Below are 20,990 nucleotides of genomic sequence, written 5' to 3' on the forward strand. Positions count from 1 at the left end.
CCCCCCCGATATGGTCCGGGCAGCATAGCGGCGGGGGGATTCGGGGCAAGGGGATTTCCGGGGTGGAATTGGGGGGATGGGGGTTGGGGGCGCTGCCCCCGTCGCCGTGCCGGCGCCTCCCCCGGAGTATTTCCGGCGGGTTGAAGATGGGGGGCGGTCCCCGGAAGGGCGGCCTGCTTTCGGGCTTCGCGGCTGCACGCTCTCCATGCAAAAGGAGGGCGCCCTGCCGGGACCGCCCTCCTCTCTTCAACCCGCGAAAAATACTCCCGCCGGAGGCATCGCGCGCGGCAGGCGTGCGACCATGGCGATCAGCCGTCGATCTGCGTGAGGTCCGCGACCTTGAGCACCGTCGTGCGGATGGTCGAGAGCAGGTTCAGCCGGTTGCGGCGGACGACATCGTTGTCGGTGTTGACCTGGACCGCCTCGAAGAAGGCGTCGATGGGCGCGCGCAGGGCTGCCAGCACTTCCATGGCGGTCGCGAAATCTTCGGCCGCGGTGGCGGTGTCGAGCTTCGGCCTGGCCGCTTCCAGCGCGTCGAAGAGCGCGGTTTCCTCGGGCGCCTCGGCGAACTTGGGATCGGCGCCGAATTCATAGGCCACGCCGTCCTTTTCCTCCGCCTGGGTGAGGATGTTGTTGGCGCGCTTGAAGCCCTGGACGAGGTTGGTGCCGTCTTCGGTCGCCAGCACAGCCTGCAGGGCGCGGGCGCGGGCCACCAGCGAGACGAGATCGTCGTTGCCGGGCATGGCGAGGCAGGCGTCGATGACGTCATGCCGGATGCCTTCGTCGCGCAGGTGCACCTTCAGCCGGTCGTGGAAGAAGGACAGCAGGTCGGCCGCGACCTCGGCCGAGAGGCCGTGGCAGGCGGTGAAGACCGGGGTCAGCGGCAGGGTGGTGCCATGGGTCAGCAGGATGCGGATCACGCCCAGTGCCGCGCGGCGCAGCGCGAAGGGGTCCTTGGAGCCGGTGGGCTTTTCGTCGATGGCCCAGAAACCCGTCAGCGTGTCCAGCTTGTCCGAGAGGGCCACGGTGGCGGAGACCGGTGCCGTCGGCACGTCATCGGTCGGGCCGAGCGGCGAGTAGTGATCCTGGCAGGCTGCCGCCACTTCGGGGGCGAACCCGGCGGCTTCGGCGTAGTAGCGGCCCATCAGGCCCTGAAGTTCGGGGAATTCGTAGACCATTTCCGACGACAGGTCGGCCTTGGCGATGCGGGCGGCTTCTGCCGCCAGGGCGGCATCGGCGCCCAGCGCGGGCGCGATGGTTTCGGCCAGCGAGGCGATACGGTCGATCCGTTCCGCCTGGCTGCCCAGCTTGGCGTGGAAAGTCACATGGGCCAGCTGGTCGCGCCAGGGCTGCATCTTTTCCTTCTGCGCGATGCGCAGGTCGTTTTCCCAGAAGAACTTGGCATCCGACAGCCGGGCCGAGAGCACCTTCTGGTTCCCCGCGAGGATGGTCGCGCCGTTGTCGGCGGTTTCGCGGTTGGCCACAGTGACGAAACGTTCGATGCGGCCCGTCTTCGGGTTCTTCACCGAGAAGAACTTCTGGTGCTCCTTCATCGAGGTCTGCAGGACCTCGGGCGGGAGGTGCAGGAAATCTGCGCCGATCTCGCCCATCAGCACGACGGGCCATTCGACGAGGCCTGCGACCTCGGCCAGCAGGCCGCGATCCTCAACCACTTCAAGGCCCAGGGCGAAGGCCTGGTTGGTGGCCTCGTGCCAGATGGCATCGGCGCGTTCGGCCGCATCGAGCAGGACGAAGCGGGATTTCAGCTGTGCCTGGTAGTCTTCGAAGCTGCGCACCTTCACCTGGCCGGGCGCCATGAAGCGGTGGCCTTCGGTGGTGTCGGAGGCCTGGATGCCGTCGATGTCGAGGGGCACCACGGAGGCGCCTTCCTCTGTCGTCAGGATGCAGAGGATGGAATGCAGCGGGCGCACCCAGCGCAGGGAGCCCGCGCCCCAGCGCATGGACTTGGGCCAGGGGAAGTTGCGGATGATCTTTTCGAGCTCTTCGGCCACGATATCGGCCGCCGGGCGGCCCGGCTTTTCGATCACGGCGTAGAAGACGCGGCCCTTCTTCTCTTCCCGTTCTTCCAGCTGGTCGCGGGTGAGCCCGGCGCCGCGCAGGAAGCCTTCGATCGCCTTTTCGGGCGCATCGACCCGGGGGCCCTTGCGCTCTTCCTTCAGGGTAGGGCTTTCGGCAAGCAGGTCGTGGATGGTCAGCGTCAGGCGGCGCGGCGTGTGGAAGGCGCCGGCGCCTGCGTAGGTCAGACCTGCCTCTACCAGCGCATCGGTCATGCGCTTTTTCAGGTCTTCCGCGGCACGGGCCTGCATCCGTGCGGGAATTTCCTCGGAAAAGAGTTCGATCAGGAGATCGGGCATGTCGGGTCCATCCGGTGCTTGGCGCGCCAGCCCACTGGCAGACGCGCAGGTTGCCGGGAGGGAATAGCGAAGGGGGACGGGGGCGTCCAGAGGGGGAAGGGCCCGAAGCGCCCGGGAGGAGCCTGCAGGGGCAGCTCGGGCACGGGGGGCGAGACACGGGCGATGCGGCAGGCAGCGGCATGGGCGCCGATCCGATCCGTTCCGATCCGGACCGCGCGCCCGATGGTGCGGAGGGGGTGGTTGGCAAGAGAGATGACGTTAGGTAAATTTATTTCGGAACCTTTCCGCCGATGGCGGGTTGGGTTCCTGCCGCATCTCTGCGCTGCGGCGTTAACGGAAACAACATAACAGGTTTCATGACCCTTGCCAGTGAACCCGGCTTCGGCAGCCGGAACATAAAGTCTCCCTCCCCCTCCCCTTCCCCCCGACATCTGCGCAATGCCATTCCACCGGCTGCCCGCCACGTGCGCGGCTGGCGCTATTTCGCGGGGCTGTTCGGCGGCGAACATATCGCGGCCACCGAATTCATCATCGGCGTGACCTTCGTGACCATGGGTGTCGGCACCCGGGAAGTTCTGCTGGGCCTTCTGATGGGCAATCTGATGGCCGTGCTGAGCTGGACCCTTGTCACCGCGCCGATCGCGGTGGAAACGCGGCGGTCGCTGTTTGCCTACCTCGAACAGATCGCCGGGCCCTACTTCAGCAAGATCTACAACCTGGCGATCCTGCTGTTCTACGGCTCGCTTGCGGCGGCGATGATCACCGTCTCGGCCTATGCGCTGCGCTTCGCGCTTGGCATCCCGGTGCAGCTGGAATGGTATCCGACCTCGGCCAGCTTCGTGCTGGTGACGCTGGTGCTGGCGGCCGTGGTGGTCGTGGTGGCCGCCAACGGGTTCGAGATGATGGCGAATTTCGCGACGATCTGCGCGCCCTGGATGCTGGCCTGCTTCATCTGCGGGGCGGCGGTGGCGCTGCCGGTGCTGGCGATCGGGGCGACCGGGTCCACGGGCTTTGGCGGCTGGGCCGGGTTCCTGGACGCGGCGGACCGGACGATCTGGACCGGGGTGACGCCTGCGGGCGATCCAGGCATTTCCGTCTGGGAGGTCGCGGCCTTTGCCTGGGCCAATGGCGCCATGGTGCACCTCGGCCTGATCGACATGGCGATCTTCCGCTTCGCACGGAAGAAGGCCTACGGGCTCTTCTCCGGCGTGGGGATGTTCCTTGGCCACTACGTGGGCTGGATCGCGGCCGGGCTGATGGGTGCGGGTGCCGCGCTGCTGGTGGGTGTGCCGCTGGCCGGGCTGGACAGTGCCGACGTGGCCTTCGCCACCCTGGGCTACGTGGGCGTGATCGTGGTGATCTGCGCCGGCTGGACCACGGCGAACGCCTGTCTCTACCGGGCGGGTCTGGCGGCGAGCACGCTGATGCCGTCGATGTCGCGCGGCAAGGTGACGGCCATCGTCGGCGTGATCATCGCCGTCGGCGCCTGCTTCCCCTTCGTGGCACGTTCGGTCATGCCGCTGACGGTCTATGGCGCCATGCTGCTGTCGCCGGTGGGCGCCATCGTCCTGGCGGAGCACTACCTGATGCCGAAGCTGGGGATGACCCGCTACTGGTCGCGCTACCACGGCCATAACGTGAACCCGGCAGCCCTGCTGACCTGGGGCATCGCCCTGGCCTTTGCCATCGCGAGCCATACCAGCGGCCTGATCAGCTTCTACGTGGTCTTCCTGCCGGAATACCTGCTGGCCTTCGCGCTTTATCCGGCGCTGGCCTGGGTGATGGGCGCGCAGAAGAACTGGCCCAAGCGGGAGGCCCAGCAGGCCGAACGCGAAGAGGCGCTGGAAGCCTTCGAGGAACGCCGGGAGGCCAAGGAAGCCGCCGCGCAGGAAGAAGCCGAGGAGGAAGACGATCCTTCGGCAGAACATACGGCGCGGCTGGCCAAGTGGCTTCTGGGCGGGGCGGCGGTGATGCTGTTCACCATGATCGCCATGGCGGTGCGCCTGGCCTGGCTGACCCCCACCGAGGAAACGCTGGTCGCCCTGCGCGAAAGCTTCCAGGTGATCGCGATGGCCTGCACCCTGTGCTACTTCGTGCTGGCGGTGCTGGCCATGCGGGTGACCGACGCCAACGAGGGCTGAGCCACACCGGGCAAACCCGAGATCTGGGGCAGAACGCCCCCGACAGAAACGAGAGACGGCGGACCCGGAAAGGTCCGCCGTCTTTCTTTTGGCGGTGGTCTTCTTTTGCCAGTGATCTTCTTTTGCCGGTGGTCCCGGTGCGGCGCTGCGTGCCCTGCCCGGCACCTCTTGCACCACAAAGGGCGCCCTGCCCCTTGGCCGGGTCGGACGGCGGGGCGGCAGGCTGCGGACCGGGGGATATCGCCGCCCGGTGTTCTGGTGCGTTCTGGTGGGTGAATTGGTGGCCCGAGGTTTCCGGCCCGTGCCCAGGGGCCAGCGCTTACTGGCGGGCGATGCCTTCGGGCGGGGGTGGGCAGCCTTCGGGGGCGGGGTGACCGTCGAAGACCTCTGCCCCGCAGGCGTTGATCTGGTGCCAGACCCAGCCGCGCCCGTCGCGGTCGATGGCGACCACGCGGTCGATGCCGTAGCGGATGTTCTTCACCGACAGGAAGGCCTGCGCCCGGCCGCTTTCAAGCTCTGCCCCGATTTCATCCGCGTCATAGCAACGGAACCAGCGCGGCCCTTCCAGCGGTTCGGCATCCGGATAGGGTTCGTAGGCGGACATGTCGGGGGTGGCTGCGGCGTTGAAGAAGCAGGCCCGGTAGCGGATGGGCGAACTGTCGGCGTCGATCGCCTCTATCCCCGTGGCGGGGAAGGAGGTTTCCATGCCCGCCGTGGTGGTGAGGGAGACGCTCGCCCCCTCTACCCGGTCGTAATAGGCATATTCCTGAAGATAGTAGATGGCCCCGCCCGCCACCACGGCGGTGAGCAGAAGCCCCACGATCAGGACGCGCGCCAGCATCCGCGTCAGGCCGCCGTTTCGGCGCTGTCGGCCGTCCAGCCGCCCGCTTCGGTCTGCACGAAGGCATCGGCGCATTGCTTGGCCAGCGCCCGGACACGACCGATGTAGGCCTGGCGTTCGGTGACGGAGATCACGCCGCGCGCATCCAGCAGGTTGAAGAGGTGGGACGCCTTGATGCACTGGTCATAGGCCGGGTGGGCCATGACGATGCGCTTGCCGGTCTTGGGATCGTCATGCGCCTGGCTCAGGATCGCCTCGCATTCGGCCTCTGCCTCTTCGAAGTGCTTCAGCAGCATTTCGGTATTGGCGACGTCGAAGTTCCAGCGGGAGTATTCCTGCTCGGTCTGACGGAAGACATCGCCGTAGGTCAGCGCGATCGGGGCCTGCGGATCGTTGAAGGGCATGTCCATCACGTGGTCGATGCCCAGCACGTACATGGCGAGCCGTTCCAGCCCGTAGGTCAGTTCGCCCGAGACGGGGTGGCAGTCGTGGCCGCCAACCTGCTGGAAGTAGGTGAACTGCGACACTTCCATGCCGTCGCACCAGACTTCCCAGCCCAGGCCCCAGGCGCCGAGCGTGGGGGATTCCCAGTCGTCCTCGACGAAGCGGATGTCGTGCAGCTCCATGTCGATGCCGATGGCTTCGAGGGAGCCGAGGTAGAGGTCCTGCAGGTTCGGCGGGCTGGGTTTGATCAGCACCTGGTACTGGTAGTAGTGCTGCAGGCGGTTGGGGTTTTCGCCGTAGCGGCCATCCGTCGGGCGGCGCGAGGGCTGCACGTAGGCGGCGGCCCAGGGCTTGGACCCGAGGGAGCGCAGGGTGGTGGCCGGGTGGAAGGTGCCCGCCCCCACTTCCATGTCGTAGGGCTGCATCATGGCGCAGCCCTTGGACGTCCAGTAGGTCTGCAGGCGCAGGATGATCTCCTGGAAGGAGCGGGGTTTCTCGATGCGGGTCGCGGACATGTCCATCCCTTTCGCGGCAACGGCAATGGCGCGCCCGGAGCGGCACGCGCAGGTCAGGGGACTGATTACGGGCGGCGACCCGCAGGGTCAATGGTGTGTCACCACCGCGCCCTGCCCGCGCGGCGCCGGGGCCCGGGTTCGGGGTCGGGTTCGGGAGGGGCGGTGCCGGACGGGGCGCAAGCAACTGCGGGTTGCGCGGGTGTCGGCCCGGGCGTGCCGGAACGGCCGGTTCACTTGTCCGGGGGCAACAGTTTGGCCTGCTGGCACGGGCGCCGCCCTCAAACCCCTTGCGGACGGGGGGGCCGCAGGCGGTAGAAGGGGCCTGAGACCCTTTCCCGAGAGGCCATTACATGTCCCGTTTCCTGTTCGCGCCGCTGCTTGCGCTTGTTCTTCTGCTTGCCGCGCCGCCCCTGCCCGTCAGCGCCCAGACCTCGGGGCAGACCTCGGGGCAGGTCTACGTGCAGATCGAATCCCAGCCGAGCCAGCCGCAGATGCAGGAGTCGATCAGCTATTACCAGGGCTACCTGTCCGACGTGAACGGCTTCTCCCTTGGCAACGGGTACTACGCCATCGCGCTTGGACCCTATTCGCGTGCCGATGCGGGCGAGGTTCTGCGGGTGCTGCGATCCGAGGGGCGGATCCCGCCGGACAGCTACATCGCCTATCCCAACTGGTTCGCCGAGCAGGTCTATCCGGCCGCCGGCGCCACCCCGGCGCCCGAGGGCGCGCAGGGCGACGACCTGGCACAGGATGATGCCGCGGGGCAAACTGCGGCGGATGAGGCCGAGAGCGGCCTGGCGGCGGCCCTGGGCGCGGGCCTGCCGGACGAGACCCCGGCGGAGGCACGGCGCAGCGAATCCCTGCTGAACCGGGCGGAACGGGACCAGCTGCAGATCGCGCTGCAGTGGGCGGGCTTTTACAACGGCGCCATCGACGGCGCCTTTGGCCGCGGCACCCGCAATTCCATGGCCAGCTGGCAGCAGGCCAACGGCTATGACGTGACGGGCATCCTGACCACGGCGCAGCGCGCTGCCCTGCTGGGACAGTACAATGCCGTGCTGGACGGGCTGGGCCTGGCCTCCAAGACCGATACCAGCGCGGGCATCCGCATGGACATGCCGCTTGGCGCCGTGGCCTTCGACCGCTACCAGGCGCCCTTCGCCTTCTACGCCGCCACCGGCGAGCTGGACGCGCAGGTGATCCTGATCAGCCAGGCGGGCGACCAGGACACGCTTTACGGCCTCTACGACATCCTGCAGACCCTGGCGATCATCCCCGAGGATGGCCCGCGCCAGCGTGGCAGCGCCAGCTTCGAGATCGAGGGCCGCAGTTCCCGCGTCGTCAGCCATGCCGAGGCCAGCCTGCAGGACGGGCAGATCAAGGGCTTCATCCTGACCTGGCCCGCCGGCGACGAGGAGCGGCGCACGCGGCTGCTGGAAGCCATGCAGGCGAGCTTTACCCGCGTGGCCGGTGTCCTGCCGCATGACGCGGGCGCGGCCCAGGGCCAGAGCGTGGACCTGATTTCCGGCCTGGAGGTGCGCAAGCCCGTCCGGGGCCGCTCCGGCGTCTATGTCAGTGACCGGGGGGCCGTGCTGACGCTGGCCTCCGCCGTGGAAAGCTGCGGTCGGGTGACCATCGGCAACGGCGCGCAGGACGGCGTGGAGGCGACGGTCACGGCCAGCGATCCGGCCAGCGGCCTGGCCCTGCTGACCCCCTCGGTCGCCACGGTGCCCATGTCGGTGGCCCGTCTGGCCATGGCCAGCCCGCGCATCGGGTCGGAAGTCGCGGTCGCAGGGTTCAGCTACGAAGGCCTGCTGGGGGCGCCCAGCGTGACCTGGGGCAGCCTTGCCGACGTGCGCGGCCTGGACGGCCAGGACGACGTGACCCGGCTGGACATGAAGACGCTGGCAGGCGACGCGGGCGGCCCGGTCTTCGACCGCAGCGGTGCGCTGATCGGTCTGGCGGCGGATCCCGACGCGGGCGAGCGCCGCCTGCCCGAGGGCGTCAGCTTTGCCGTGCCCGCGCTGACCCTGGCGGACATGATGAGCGCCAACGGCCTGTCCCCCACCGGCGCCACCGGCGCGCCGGAGATGACCCCCGAGGCCCTGACCCGCATGGCCGAAGAGGTCACGGTGCTGGTGGAGTGCTGGGAGTAGCACCCGGATCTCACCGGGGCCGGATGCAATCCCGGCCGGCCCCTGCCCGGCAGCAACCCTGCGCCTGACAGGCCAGATCGAGAAACAGGCCAGATTGAGAACAAGGCAAAAGCGCCCCTTTCGGGGCGCTTTTTCATGCCGTGCGTTTCCGTGCGGTGAACGCGACCGGCGCGATACCGATCTCTACCCCCAACTCTGCCCCCAACTCTGGCCCGACCTGCGCGAGGCTCTTGTCGTGGCGGACCATGAGGATGGCGGGGTTGGCGATGCCCTCCTGCGCGATGGTCTCCGCCAGGGTGGCCAGCTCCGCCTCGGCCCGGCGTTCGCGGGGCGTGGAGGCGTTGGAGACGATCTCCACCCGGGCCCGGGGCGGCACGCCCGCCGCGATCAGGCCCGAGGCGATTTCGCCCGCGCGGGCGACGCCCATGTAGATGCAGAGCGTGGTGCCGGGCCGGGCGAGGCCGGTCCAGTCGGGCGCCGGATCGCCGGGGCGGCAGGTGCCGGTGACGAAGACGCAGGCATCGCTTTGCCCGCGTTCGGTCAGCGGACGGGTCAGCGCGGCGGCCGCGGCGGAGGCGGCGGTGACGCCCGGCACGATTTCAACCGGGATGCCTTCGGCCCGGGCGGCGTCGATTTCCTCTGTCGCGCGACCGAAGACCGAAGGGTCGCCGGACTTGAGCCGCACCACGCGGCGGCCCTTCTTCGCCTCGGCCACGATGACGGCGTCGATGCGATCCTGTGGCCAGGCGCAGGCGCCGACCTCCTTGCCGACGAAAACGCGATCGGCGTCGCGGCGGGCCAGTTCGAGGATGTCGGGATCAACGAGGCGGTCGTAGAAGATCACGTCGGCCTCCTGCAGGTGGCGGACGGCGCGGAGGGTCAGCAAGTCGCGGGCGCCGGGGCCTGCGCCGACCAGCGCGATGCGACCGCCACCTGCGGGCGCCTGCCCTGCGGCGATGGCAGTTTTCAGCATGTCGGCGGCGGCATGTTCATCGCCCGCACGGTGTTTCGCGAAGGCGGGGCCGGTATAGACCCATTCCCAGAAGCGGCGGCGCGCATCGGGGGCGATCCTTTCGGCCACGGCATCGCGCAGGCGGCCCGCGAGGGCGGCGAAGCTGCCCAGGCGGGGATGCAGCATCACCTCGATCTCCGTCTTGATGGAGCGGCCAAGGACGGGCGCGGTGCCTTCGGTGCCGATGGCCACGACGACCGGGTCGCGGTCGACGATGGAGGGGGTCCAGGCGTCGCAGTGTTCGGGCCGGTCGACCACGTTGACCACGGCGCCGGCGGCGCGGGCGTGGCGGGCCAGCATCAGTTCCTCGTCCTCGTCGCCGGTGGCGATGAAGGCCAGGACACAGTTGTCGAAGGTGCCGGCGCTGGCGGCGGGCTGATGCAGCGCGCGCCCCGACGCCACGAGGCCCGCCAGTTCTGGATCGAGCTCGGGGGCGACCAGCAGGATCTCTGCCTCTGTCTTCAGGACAAGGCGGGCCTTGCGGGCGGCTTCGGCCCCGCCACCGCAGATCACCACGCGGCGGCCGGACATCTTCAGGAACATGGGGAAGCTTTTCATCTGCTCACTCCGATCGAAACGCGAAAAAGGTCGCTGCCGGGCGCGTGAGGCGCGCCGGGGAAGCAACCCTGCCAGGGATCCCAATCGTCGGGAGGAGAGCGGCGCCGTTGCCGCTATGGGGGAACTATGGCGCAGGTGGCGGATTCGGGCAAGTTTTACTTGTCGCCGCGGTTTTCCCCTGCGCCGCCCCATCCCCCCTTCGGCGGCCGGGGCGCGAGGCTCGTAGGGCGGGGTTCACCCCGCCTTTGGCGGACGGAAGCACAACACCCGTAGGGCGGGGTTCACCCCGCCGTCGGCGAACGCAAGCGCAACACCCGTAGGGCGGGAGCCATCCCGCCTTTGGCCGCCGTCGGCCGCCCGAGGCGGGGTGAACCCCGCCCTACCCGCGCCAGAAGCGCAGGGTGAGCATGGCGTAGACCACCATCAGCTCCAGCCGCCCGCAAAGCATGCCGATGATCAGCACCCATTTCGCGGTGTCGTTGAGCGGGCCGAAGTTGCCCGCCGGCCCGATGATGGGCCCCAGTCCCGGGCCGATGTTGGCCAGCGCCGTGGCCGCCCCCGAGAGCGAGGTGATGAAGTCGAGCCCGGTCAGCGCCAGCGCCACCGAGAAGACCCCAACGGAGACGGTGAAGAAGACGAAGAAGGACATGACGGAGGCCAGCACGTCCTCGTCCAGGCGCTTGCCGTCGTAGCGCAGGGAGAACACCCCGTGGGGGGAGTGGATGCGGCGGATCTGCGCCTTGATGGAGGCGATCAGGATCTGGTAGCGGAAGATTTTCACCGAGCAGGCCGTGGAGCCGGCGCAGCCGCCGATCAGGCCGATGAAGAAGAACAGCGTGATCAGGAACGGCCCCCACTGCATGTAATCGACCGAGGCATAGCCGGTGCCCGAGATGATCGAGACGATGTTGAAGAGGCTTTCGCGGAAGGCCTGTTCCCAGTGGTGGGGGAAGATCGACAGGAGCACCCCGGAGGAGACCAGCACCAGCGTCAGGATCGTATAGATGAAGCCGCGCACCTGGCTGTCGCGGAACAGCGCGATGCGGTTGCCGTTGAGCATCTGCACGTAGCGCACGAAGGGCAGCGCGGCGGCGATCATGTAGAAGGAGGCGGCGTATTCCATCGGCCCCTGGAAGGCGCCGAAGCTGGCATCCGAGGTGGAAAAGCCCCCGGTGGAGAGCGTGGTCAGCGCATGGACCGTCGCGTTGTAGGGATCCATCCCCAGCAGCAGGTAGGTGATCATGCAGGCCACCGTCAGCCCGACGTAGATGACCGAGATCTGCCCCGCGATGGCGGAGGCCTTGGGCAGGATCTTCCCCATCGTCTCGAAGGCTTCGGAGCGGAAGACCTGCATGCCGCCGACGCGCAGTTCGGGCAGGAAGACCATGGCCACGACGATGATGCCGATACCGCCCAGCCATTGCAGGATCCCGCGCCATAGGTTCAGCCCGCGCGGCAGGTCCTGCAGGTTGGTGAAGACCGTCGATCCGGTGGTGGTCATGCCCGACATCGCCTCGAAATAGGCGTCGGTGAAGGAGGCTTCGGTCGCGCCCAGCATGAAGGGCAGCGCGCCAAAGAGCGGCAGCATGGCCCAGAGCCCGGTCGTCAGGATGAAGGTCTGCTGCAGGGTCAGCCCTTCGCGGGCGCCGTTCTGGCAGGCCAGGCAGGTCAGCCCGCCGATGGTGAAGCTGACCAGGAAGCTTTCGAAGAAGACCGGCCAGTGCCCGTTGCCATCGGCAAGGTCCACCGCCATGGGCACCAGCATGGTGACCGCCAGAACCGTGACCAGCATGCCGACGACATAGCCCACGGGGCGGAAGTCGATCAGCGTCAGGCTTTGCCCCCGGGGCAGATCCCAGTTGCGCATCAGGCGGGCACGGCCAGGCCGCCGATCTCGGCCAGCAGGTCGAGGATGCGGGGCAGGCCTTCACCGGTCTTGAGGTTGGTGAAGACGAAGGGCCGCGCGCCGCGCTGCGCCTTCGCATCGCGTTCCATCACCGACAGGTCGGCGCCGACGTAGGGCGCGAGGTCGGTCTTGTTGATCACAAGGATGTCGGAGCGGGTGACGGCGGGGCCACCCTTGCGGGGGATCTCCTCCCCCCCGGCGACGTCGATCACGTAGATCGTCACATCCGCCAGTTCGGGGGAGAAGGTGGCCGAGAGGTTGTCGCCGCCCGATTCGATGAAGACGGCGTCGAGATCGGGGAAGGCCTTCGTCAGATCGTCGATGGCGGCGAGGTTGATCGAGGCATCCTCGCGGATCGCGGTATGGGGGCAGCCGCCGGTTTCCACGCCGCGGATGCGGTCGGAGGTCAGCGCCTGCATGCGCACCAGCGCCTCGGCATCTTCCTGGGTGTAGATGTCATTGGTGACCACGGCGATGGAGAGGTGATCGCGCAGAGCCCGGCACAGGGACGCCGTGAGCGAGGTCTTTCCGGCGCCGACCGGGCCGCCGAGGCCGATCCGGAGCGGGCCGTGGGGGGAGCTGGTCATGGGGTCACCTCTTTCTTGGTCTTCCCGCGAATGATCTTCCGGGGTGTCAACTTCCGGGGCGCGGTCGTCAGGAGCGGAACAGGCGGGTCGTCAGGACTTCCTGCCGCATCGCCGCAATGTCGGACATTACAGCAGAAGACCCCAGCGCGTCGAGGTCACCCGGTGCCGCCTGCACCGCCAGCGCCTCCAGCCGGGGTTCGAGCGCTGAAAGCAGGCGCTGGCCGTCGGTCTGACCCAGCGGCACCAGCCGGATCGCGGCGGAGGTCAGGTTGGAGGCGAAGGCCAGCAGGAAGAGCCGGAGCGTCATGTCGAGGGGCAGCGACAGGAGCCGCGCCGCCCGGCCAAGCGCCACCGGATAGGGCGCGGGGGCCAGGTCGATGCCCTGCACCGCCGCCGTCGTGCGCGCGAAGGCGGCGCCCTGTGCCTCTGTCTCCAGCCGGCGGCCCGAGGAGGGGGCGAGCGCGGAGGCCAGCTCCGCAAGCTCCGCCACGGCCGGGGCGTCGGGGGCCCGCCATGCGGCGGCCAGCAGGATGGCATCATTGCGCCCTGCCCCATGCTCCATCACGCCGGTGATCCAGCGCACGGCAGAGGGCGTGTCGGTCACCTGCCCCTCGGCCACGGCGGCCTCTATCCCGTGGGAATAGGCGAAGGCACCCACCGGATAGGAGGGCGAGAGCCAGCGATGCAGGATCATCGCCGGGTCGCGCGGGGCGTCGGGGCCGGTTTCGAGGCCGGTTTCGGGGCCAGTTTCGGGGCCAGTTTCAGAGGGTGTCACGCGGGCCTCAGTGGTCGCGGTCATCGTCACCGAAGGGGCCGTGGCCCTTCTGCCGGGGCTGGCCTTCGTCATCCACGCCTTCGGTCAGGGCGCCGAAATCATCGTGGGAGGAATGGTGATGGGTGTGCCCGTGATCATGCCCCCGCCGGTGGGTCAGCGCATGGCGCGCCGCCTCGTCTTCGACCAGCGCATCGGCGTCATCGTGGGAGGAATGGTGGTGCAGGTGCCCGTGATCGTGCACGTGCCCATGATCATGCTCGTGATCGTGGTGCCCGTGATCATGATGATGGTGGTGATCATGCCCGTGATGGTCGTGGGAATGGTCATGCGAGTGACCATGCCCCGCCCCGTCGTGCAGCGTGGCGCCGTGTTCGTGGGAATGGGTGCGGCCATGGCCGTAGGCGCCGCCTTCGGGCAGGAAGGGCGCGGAGACGGAGGCGAAATCGGCGCCGAGGTGGCGCAGCATTTCGGCGATCACACGGTCGTCGCGGATCAGCAGCGCCTCTGCCGTGATCTGGCAGGGCGTGTGCCGGTTGCCGATATGCCAGGCGAGCCGCGGCAGATCGGGGCCGGTGATGCGGATAAGCGGTTCGGCAGCGGCACGGATACCCACCAGCCGGCCATCTTCCAGCTGCAGGGCATCGCCGTCATCGAGCGACAGGGTCTGGGCCAGATCGGCGAGGACACGTTCCCCGCCATCGGTCACCAGCCCCTTGCGGCGCAGGAAACGCTCTTCGTAGTCGAGCGTGACCCAGTCGGCGAAACGGGATGCGTCCGTTTCGGCGGATCTCAGGGCTGTCAGAGCTCTCATAACCGGGGCGCGATCAGACATGACGCGCCTCCTTCACTGGGAAACATTCCCCGACAGCTGCCCGTCCGGGCCGGTACGCGGATGCGGCGCCGGCCGGAGGGAGGGCAATCAGACGTAGAAGAGGTCGCGGAAGACGTAGGCCGGGATCTCGTCGCGGGTGATGCCCAGCTTGGAGAGTTCGGCATCCGACTTGGCGTTCAGCGCCGCGATCTGGTCGGAGCGGGTGCGGCGTTCCATGTAGGCGGCCATTGCATTTACGAAGCTGTCGGCGATCGCGGACAGTTTGCCGGAGAAGCCGGTGGAAGCGGGAATGTGGCTGGAAACGGTAGCCATGGGAGACCTCGTTATGTTCGGTGATGTGCTTTGCTTGACACCGACAATAAGTCAGTTCCTGCGCCCTTACCAATTTCAATCCGGAAGGACTGCCATGCGCATGCCGCAACGCAGAAAGCCTTGTTTTTAAGGCTCGCGCAGACCCCATTTGCGCCAGGCGCATAGCTCCGATCACGGGATTGCTGCGACGCAGCGGTGCCGTCAGGGCCAAAGTACCTTTGAAACAAGGCCCGGGCCGCGGCGCGGTTGTTTTCGGGATCACAAGACTTTTCAAGGATCGCCCCTCAGTTGCCCCATTCCGCCAGAAGGTCGGGGTATGTTGTCATCTTTTCGGTGAAATCCGACTCGTCTTCCGGCGCAAGGGTACGCCGGACGTCGGGAAAGGCCACGCCAAGGACGGGGATGTAGAGCATCTCCAGCCTCTGGGTGCCGAAGGTCCCGCTCTCGGTCGAGATGTCGTAGGGCAGCACGACGTAGTCGCAGCCCCCTATGGTGCGGTCCTCGTCCTCTCCGAAGGTGTAGGTCTGCACCTCCTCCACGGTGTCGTCGCCACGCGCGAGCACCGCGTCGACCTGCCAGTTCACGCCGGGGGCGGGTTCGGGGAAGGCCGACTGCGGCACGGCGTAGTGATAGGAGACGGTCAGCAGCGGGTCGCTGGTGATCGCCGTGAGGGAGAGGGGGTAGACCCCCTTCAGCATCAGGAACTGCTTGGTCAGCCCGTAGTCCCCGAGCTCGTAGTAGGAGGCGAGGTAGGAGGTGGTGCCATAGGCCACGTTGATGCTTTCGCTGCCCTTGAGCGTATTGGCGTAGACGATCCCGTTGGAGATGTCGTCGGAGGTGGGGCAACGGGCCAGCGCCGAGACCGGCGCCAGCAGCAGGAAAGCGAGGAGAGGGCGCATCAGAAGAGGAAGTAGCGCTGCGCCATGGGCAGGACCTCTGCCGGTTCGCAGGTCAAAAGCTTCCCGTCGGCGCGGACCTCGTAGGTTTCGGGGTTCACCTCGACATGGGGCATGGCATCGTTGAGCTTCAGGTCCTTCTTGCCGATGTTGCGGGTGTTGAGGACCGCGATGGTTTCCTTGCCCAGCCCCAGGGTGTTGCGGATCCCTTCGGCCTGGGCGGCGGCGGAGACGAAGGTCACGGCGGAATTTTCCACGGCCTTGCCGAAGGCGCCGAACATCGGGCGGGAATAGACCGGCTGCGGCGTGGGGATGGAGGCGTTCGGGTCGCCCATCTGCGCCGCGACGATGGTGCCGCCGATCAGGACCATTTCCGGTTTCACGCCGAAGAAGGCGGGGTTCCAGAGCACGAGGTCGGCGCGCTTGCCTTCCTCGATGGAGCCGACCTGATGCGACAGCCCATGCGCGATGGCCGGGTTGATGGTGTACTTGGCGATGTAGCGGCGGACGCGGAAGTTGTCGTTGTCACCGGTTTCCTCGGCCAGCTGGCCGCGCTGCTTCTTCATCTTGTCGGCGGTCTGCCAGGTGCGGATCAGCACCTCTCCCACCCGGCCCATGGCCTGGCTGTCGGAGGCGATGATCGAAAACGCACCCATGTCGTGCAGAATGTCTTCGGCGGCGATGGTTTCGCGCCGGATGCGGCTTTCGGCGAAGGCGACGTCTTCGGGGATGGCCTTGTCCAGGTGGTGGCAGACCATCAGCATGTCGAGGTGTTCATCCACCGTGTTGCGCGTGAAGGGGCGCGTGGGGTTGGTGGAGGAAGGCAGCACATGCGCCTCGCCGCAGATCTTGATGATGTCGGGGGCGTGGCCGCCGCCCGCGCCTTCGGTGTGGAAGGCGTGGATGGTGCGGCCCTTCATGGCCTTCACCGTGTTTTCGACGAAGCCCGACTCGTTCAGCGTGTCGGTGTGGATCATCACCTGCACGTCCATGGCATCGGCCACCGAGAGGCAGCAGTCGATCGCGCCGGGGGTGGTGCCCCAGTCCTCGTGCAGCTTGAGGCAGGAGGCGCCGCCGCGCACCTGCTCTTCCAGCGCGGCGGGCAGGGAGGCGTTGCCCTTGCCTGCGAAGGCCAGGTTCATCGGGAAGGCATCCGCGGCCTGCAGCATGCGGGCCATGTGCCAGGGGCCGGGGGTGACGGTGGTGGCCAGCGTGCCATGGGCCGGGCCGGTGCCGCCGCCGATCATGGTGGTCAGGCCGGAATGCAGCGCATCTTCGATCTGCTGCGGGCAGATGAAGTGGATGTGGCTGTCGATGCCACCTGCGGTCAGGATGCGGCCCTCGCCCGCGATGGCCTCGGTCCCGGGGCCGACGATGATATCGACGCCGGGCTGGGTATCGGGGTTGCCCGCCTTGCCGATCTTGGCGATGCGGCCGTCCTTCAGGCCGACGTCGGCCTTGTAGACACCCGTCCAGTCGACGATCAGCGCATTGGTGATGACGGTGTCGACGGCCCCTTCCGCGCGCGTCGTCTGGGCCTGACCCATGCCGTCACGGATCACCTTGCCGCCGCCGAACTTCACCTCTTCGCCGTAACGCGGGCCATTGGCCGAGCTGCCCAGGGCGGCCCGTTCGGCGGTCAGGTCACGCTCGACCTCGATGATCAGGTCCGTGTCGGCAAGGCGGAGACGGTCGCCGGTCGTGGGGCCGAACATCGCGGCATAGTCGGCACGGGAGATCTGGGTGGGCATTCGTGGCTCCTGGAAGTGAAGTCGAGCGTTGGGGGCGGGCCCCGACGCTCAGTCGTCCTTGCGGTCGGGCATGGCCGGCGGCGTGGAGGGCTGGCGCGGGCGCTTGGCCTCTGCCTTTGATTCAGCGGGCTTTGTTTCAGCGGGCTTGGCTTCTGCGGCCTTTGCCTCGGCAGGCTTGGCTGCTGCGGGCTTGGCTGCTGCAGGCTGGGGCGCGGGGGCTGCCGCCGGTTCCGCCTTGGCGGCGGGCTTGGGCGCTTCGGCCTTGGCGGTGGCGCTGGCGGCCGGTTTTGCGGCAGGCTTGGGCGCGGCGCGGCGCGTCGGCGCCTTGCGCGCGGTGGTCTTGCGCGTCGTCGCGGGCTTGCGCGTGGCGGGCTTGGCCGCCGGCTTGGACGCGGGCGCGGCCTCTGCCTTGGTTGCAGGCTTCGTTTCGGGCTTGGCTTCCGCCTTGGCGGTAGCCGGTGCAGCGGCTCCTGCCGGTTTGGCGGCGGGCTTGGGCGCGGCAGGTTTGGGGGCGGCGGCCGGGGTCGCAGCGGGCTTGGGCGCCTCTGCCTTGGCCGCAGGTTTCGGCGCGGCTTTCGCGGCGGGCTTGGCTGCTGGCTTGGGGGCCGCTTTCGCGGCGGGTTTCGGGGCTGCCTTCGCTGCCGGTTTGGCGGCAGGCTTGGCTGCGGGGGCCGGATGCGGCGACACATCCGGCAAGGGGTCATCCAGCATCGCCTTCAGCATGGCCTGCCCGAAACGCATCTGCCATTCGGCGATACGGGCGGTGCCAACGACCATGCCCTGTACGAAGCTGGCCTGGCGGATCATCAGTTCGGTCGCATTCATCATGGGTCAGTCCCTTCTCTGCGTCCTGTTTCCTGGAGCTGCGGACAGGCGCCGCCCCGCGGCACCCCGCCCGCCATGATCCGGCGAGGCAGGGCCCCGCCGCCTTTGATGCACCGGGCGGCCTGCCGCCCGCCACGAAGAGGGCCCGTCAGAGCGCGCCCATGACCTTCTGGTTGAAGCCGTAGATCTTGCGTTCGCCGCCGATCGGGATCAGCTGCACTTCGCGCCGCTGGCCCGGTTCGAAGCGCACCGCCGTGCCCGCCGCGATGTCGAGCCGCAGGCCCATGGCCGCGGCGCGGTCGAAATCGAGCGCCTCGTTCGCTTCGGCGAAATGGTAATGGCTGCCGACCTGCACGGGACGGTCACCGGTGTTGGCCACCATCAGGGTGATCGCCTCTGCCCCTTCGTTGAGGGTCAGGGATCCGTCTGCCGGAAAGAGTTCCCCGGGGATCATCAGCGGCGTTCCCACGGCGCGGGCCGGGGTTTGTCCACGCGCACCGGGATCGGCTGCGGTTGTGCCTTGGGCCCCAGAAGGGCCAGGAGTTTGTCGAGAAAGCTCATGTGCTTGCACTCCTTCGTTCAGGTTCGCTTCGACGGTCCCGGCGGGGACGGCTCAGCGGATCGGGTTGTGGACGGTCACCAGTTTGGTGCCATCCGGAAATGTTGCTTCGACCTGCACTTCGTGGATCATCTCCGGGATGCCTTCCATGCATTGGGCGCGGGTGATGACCTGGGCGCCGGCCTCCATCATCTCGGCCACGGAGCGGCCGTCGCGGGCCCCTTCCACCACGGCATCGGTGATCAGCGCGATGGCTTCCGGGTGGTTCAGCTTCACGCCGCGGGCAAGGCGCTTGCGCGCCACTTCCGCCGCAAGGGCCACCAGGAGTTTGTCTTTTTCGCGGGGGGTCAGCTGCATGTCTTAAAGCGTCCAAGTCTTGGGAATGTCCTGGCCCGAAAGCCGGGTGATGGCCGGGATGAGTCGCTGCCGAAGCATGTAGCCATCTTCGGCGACGATCCGGGCAAAGAGAAGGTCTTCCGCGACGAGACTTGCACCGCCGAGGGGCCCGAGCGCGGCACGCAGGGGGGCCAGCAGGGCCTCGGCCCCCGGCGCGGCATAGAGGATCGCGGCCAGGGCGCGGTTGCCGCCGGTGACCGCAGGCTCCGCAAGCTGCGCCTCGATATCGCCGGAAAGGCGGAAGTTGTCGGCAAAGACCAGCCGCCCGTCGCGGCGCAGGCGCCAGCGGTCGGAGACCATGCCGGAGGTGACGTATTCACCCATAGCCAGCCGCCCCGAGAGCAGCGGTTCCACGGCGAGGAAACGGGCATCGGGGGCCAGATCGACGGAGAAGTCACGGGCCACCCGGGCGCCGTCGAAGAGGATGGTTTCCTGCGGCAGCCAGTCGAGCCGCCCGCCCGCGCCGACGCGCAGGGAGATTTCCATCCGGCCGGTTTCATCGGGCTGGGCCTTGTAGAGCCGTTCGGCGGCCTGGGAGGTCAGCATGAGCTGCGCCCCCTCCTCCGCCTCGGCCTCGATCGAGAACCGGTCGCCGCCGGTGACGCCGCCGGAGGTGTTGAGGAAGACCGCGTTCAGCGTCTGCTGGCGTGAGGCCGGGAAAAGCGCCTTGAGCGAACCGGACTGGTGCAGCCGGCCGATGCGGGCGCCGGGACGGGCGGAAAGACGCAAAACGCCGACGGACCGCGGCTGGCGCGGTGTCAGGGGCCCTTCGGTCGGGCGCAGGTCCTGAACCTCGGCGTTGATGTCCTTCTCCCTTCGTTTGGGGCGAGACTAGCAAGCCCTGAGGGGAGTGTAAGCCGAAATCTCGGGGCGAGCCACAGCCTGCTGCTTCCCGCGTCAATCCGCCCAAGGATTGGGCGCTGCGGTGCAGAAAACCCCTCCGTACACGGAGGGGTTCGGGATCATCCGGCGTGGTGCAGCGTGGCGAAGAAACGCGGGTCCAGGCTGGCTGCGCGGAAGGTGTCGCCCTCCGTCAGGACGGAGACCGCATCATGGGAATGCAGGCTTTCCTGGTGGGAGGCCGCGACGCGGAAGTCACCGATGCGGGCATCCGCCTGCAGCTCTTCGCAGAAGAGGCGCGCGGCGTCTTCGACGAAGATCGGGTTGGCCGCGTTCAGCTCTGCAAAGGCCTGTTCATCCTCGCGTTTCACCATGACCTGCGTCTCTGTCGGCACGGCGGTGCGGGCCATGTCGATCAGGTCTTCGAACCACAGGCAGGCGCCCGGCTGCACCTGGGCGGAAATGCGGGCGACCGAGCGCTGCGAATGCGGCGTGGCCAGCTGGCCGCGTTCACGGCGGGCATGTTCCGACAGTTCCAGCGAACAGGGGCAGGTCGAGGAATAGACGTAGTCGAGGTGGATGATGCGGGTGCGCTGCCCCTCCTCGTCCACCACTTCCAGCGCGATGTCGTAATACTGGTAACCCGAGAGGCCGGAGCGCAGGCTGTCGCGCTTCACCGGGTAGGAGAAGCGCATCATGATGCGGGCATCCAGGCTTTCGAGGTCGGACTTGTAGTCATCCAGCGCGGCCTCGATCACCTCGAAGGAGAAGCGCTTCTCGGCATGGCCGTAGAAGCTGCGCATGATGCGCGACATGTTGATGCCCTTCTTGTCGGCCTCCAGGCTGACGGTGCCGGTGACGGAGCTTTCGAGCATCTGCTCGCCCCCCGCACGGGTGCGGAAGCGGATCGGCAGGCGGAAGTTGGAAATGCCCACGTGCTGGATCTGGGCACGGGCGCCACGGATCAGCGAGGCCGGGCCGTTCTGCAGGTCGGGCAGCGTGGCACGATAGGCGGCATCGACGGCGAAGTCGGCCGGGTAGTCGCGCGACAGCAGAGGGTAGCCCCCCTGCCCCGGCAGCAGCTGGGCGACGGCGGGATCAAGCGCGTTGATCTCTGCATCCGTGGCCTTGGCGGCCCAGTCGCGCAGCAGCGCGAGGGCATCGCGGACGTCGTCCGCCTCTGGTTTCAGATCGTTCGGGTGGATATTCATGCACCGCCCCCCTTTAACATCGCCCGCAGTCGGACGCCCGCGTAACATAGGCGCCTAT

At 67.9% G+C, this 20,990-nt stretch carries 18 protein-coding genes; 2 read left to right on the top strand and 16 right to left on the bottom strand.

Features of this window, described 5'->3' with window-relative positions:
* Positions 1 to 308 precede the first annotated feature (308 nt).
* On the bottom strand, positions 309 to 2,375 hold the full coding sequence (glyS, locus tag AC2IR1_RS16975; RefSeq protein ID WP_486473151.1) for a glycine--tRNA ligase subunit beta: 2,067 nt from the start codon (positions 2,373 to 2,375) through the stop codon (positions 309 to 311).
* Positions 2,376 to 2,731: 356 nt separating this feature from the next.
* Between glyS and AC2IR1_RS16980 the strand changes: the two genes are divergently transcribed.
* Complete coding sequence (locus AC2IR1_RS16980; RefSeq protein ID WP_486473152.1) at positions 2,732 to 4,516, top strand: purine-cytosine permease family protein; 1,785 nt, start codon at positions 2,732 to 2,734, stop codon at positions 4,514 to 4,516.
* Between the two features lie 319 nt (positions 4,517 to 4,835).
* Here the strand turns inward: AC2IR1_RS16980 and AC2IR1_RS16985 are convergent, their stop codons facing one another.
* Entirely contained in the window at positions 4,836 to 5,357 is a 522-nt protein-coding gene (locus AC2IR1_RS16985) for a DUF6446 family protein (protein ID WP_486473153.1), read from the bottom strand.
* A gap of 5 nt (positions 5,358 to 5,362) precedes the next feature.
* Positions 5,363 to 6,316 (bottom strand): glycine--tRNA ligase subunit alpha, encoded by a 954-nt coding sequence (locus AC2IR1_RS16990; RefSeq protein WP_486473154.1) that lies wholly within the window; start codon positions 6,314 to 6,316, stop codon positions 5,363 to 5,365.
* Positions 6,317 to 6,666: 350 nt separating this feature from the next.
* Here AC2IR1_RS16990 and AC2IR1_RS16995 point away from each other — a divergent pair, with 350 nt between their 5' ends.
* Positions 6,667 to 8,472 carry a serine protease gene (locus AC2IR1_RS16995; protein ID WP_486473155.1) on the top strand — a complete coding sequence of 602 codons (1,806 nt, stop codon included), beginning with the start codon at positions 6,667 to 6,669 and terminating at the stop codon, positions 8,470 to 8,472.
* A 133-nt stretch (positions 8,473 to 8,605) separates the two neighbouring features.
* Here AC2IR1_RS16995 and cysG read toward each other — a convergent pair whose 3' ends face one another.
* The 13 genes from cysG to folE2 form a co-directional block, all read right to left on the bottom strand.
* Entirely contained in the window at positions 8,606 to 10,042 is a 1,437-nt protein-coding gene (gene cysG / locus AC2IR1_RS17000) for a siroheme synthase CysG (protein ID WP_486473156.1), read from the bottom strand.
* Between the two features lie 379 nt (positions 10,043 to 10,421).
* Entirely contained in the window at positions 10,422 to 11,870 is a 1,449-nt protein-coding gene (locus AC2IR1_RS17005) for a TrkH family potassium uptake protein (RefSeq protein ID WP_486476431.1), read from the bottom strand.
* 38 nt (positions 11,871 to 11,908) lie between these two features.
* A complete protein-coding gene (gene ureG, locus AC2IR1_RS17010; protein WP_486473157.1) occupies positions 11,909 to 12,535 on the bottom strand; it encodes an urease accessory protein UreG in 627 nt (208 codons plus the stop codon).
* A 67-nt stretch (positions 12,536 to 12,602) separates the two neighbouring features.
* Positions 12,603 to 13,229, bottom strand: a complete 627-nt coding sequence (locus AC2IR1_RS17015; RefSeq protein ID WP_486476432.1) for an urease accessory protein UreF — start codon at positions 13,227 to 13,229, stop codon at positions 12,603 to 12,605.
* A gap of 88 nt (positions 13,230 to 13,317) precedes the next feature.
* Positions 13,318 to 14,142 (bottom strand): urease accessory protein UreE, encoded by an 825-nt coding sequence (locus AC2IR1_RS17020; protein WP_486473158.1) that lies wholly within the window; start codon positions 14,140 to 14,142, stop codon positions 13,318 to 13,320.
* 87 nt (positions 14,143 to 14,229) lie between these two features.
* Positions 14,230 to 14,454, bottom strand: coding sequence for a hypothetical protein (locus AC2IR1_RS17025; RefSeq protein ID WP_486473159.1), 225 nt, complete (start codon positions 14,452 to 14,454; stop codon positions 14,230 to 14,232).
* Between the two features lie 284 nt (positions 14,455 to 14,738).
* Positions 14,739 to 15,353, bottom strand: a complete 615-nt coding sequence (locus AC2IR1_RS17030; protein ID WP_486473160.1) for a hypothetical protein — start codon at positions 15,351 to 15,353, stop codon at positions 14,739 to 14,741.
* A complete protein-coding gene (gene ureC / locus AC2IR1_RS17035; RefSeq protein WP_486473161.1) occupies positions 15,353 to 17,101 on the bottom strand; it encodes an urease subunit alpha in 1,749 nt (582 codons plus the stop codon). Before ureC ends, AC2IR1_RS17030 begins: the two co-directional genes overlap by 1 nt.
* 48 nt (positions 17,102 to 17,149) lie before the next feature.
* The gene (locus AC2IR1_RS17040; RefSeq protein ID WP_486473162.1) at positions 17,150 to 17,929 is read right to left on the bottom strand and encodes a hypothetical protein; all 780 of its coding nucleotides are present in this window, start codon (positions 17,927 to 17,929) and stop codon (positions 17,150 to 17,152) included.
* Between the two features lie 145 nt (positions 17,930 to 18,074).
* Positions 18,075 to 18,380, bottom strand: a complete 306-nt coding sequence (locus AC2IR1_RS17045; RefSeq protein ID WP_486473163.1) for an urease subunit beta — start codon at positions 18,378 to 18,380, stop codon at positions 18,075 to 18,077.
* 159 nt (positions 18,381 to 18,539) lie between these two features.
* Complete coding sequence (locus AC2IR1_RS17050; RefSeq protein ID WP_486473164.1) at positions 18,540 to 18,842, bottom strand: urease subunit gamma; 303 nt, start codon at positions 18,840 to 18,842, stop codon at positions 18,540 to 18,542.
* A 3-nt stretch (positions 18,843 to 18,845) separates the two neighbouring features.
* Entirely contained in the window at positions 18,846 to 19,610 is a 765-nt protein-coding gene (locus tag AC2IR1_RS17055) for an urease accessory protein UreD (protein ID WP_486473165.1), read from the bottom strand.
* Positions 19,611 to 19,843: 233 nt separating this feature from the next.
* Entirely contained in the window at positions 19,844 to 20,932 is a 1,089-nt protein-coding gene (gene folE2 / locus AC2IR1_RS17060) for a GTP cyclohydrolase FolE2 (protein ID WP_486473166.1), read from the bottom strand.
* Between the last annotated feature and the right edge of the window lie 58 nt (positions 20,933 to 20,990).

The sequence above is a fragment of the Pseudooceanicola sp. NS-SX8 genome, from assembly GCF_057380755.1.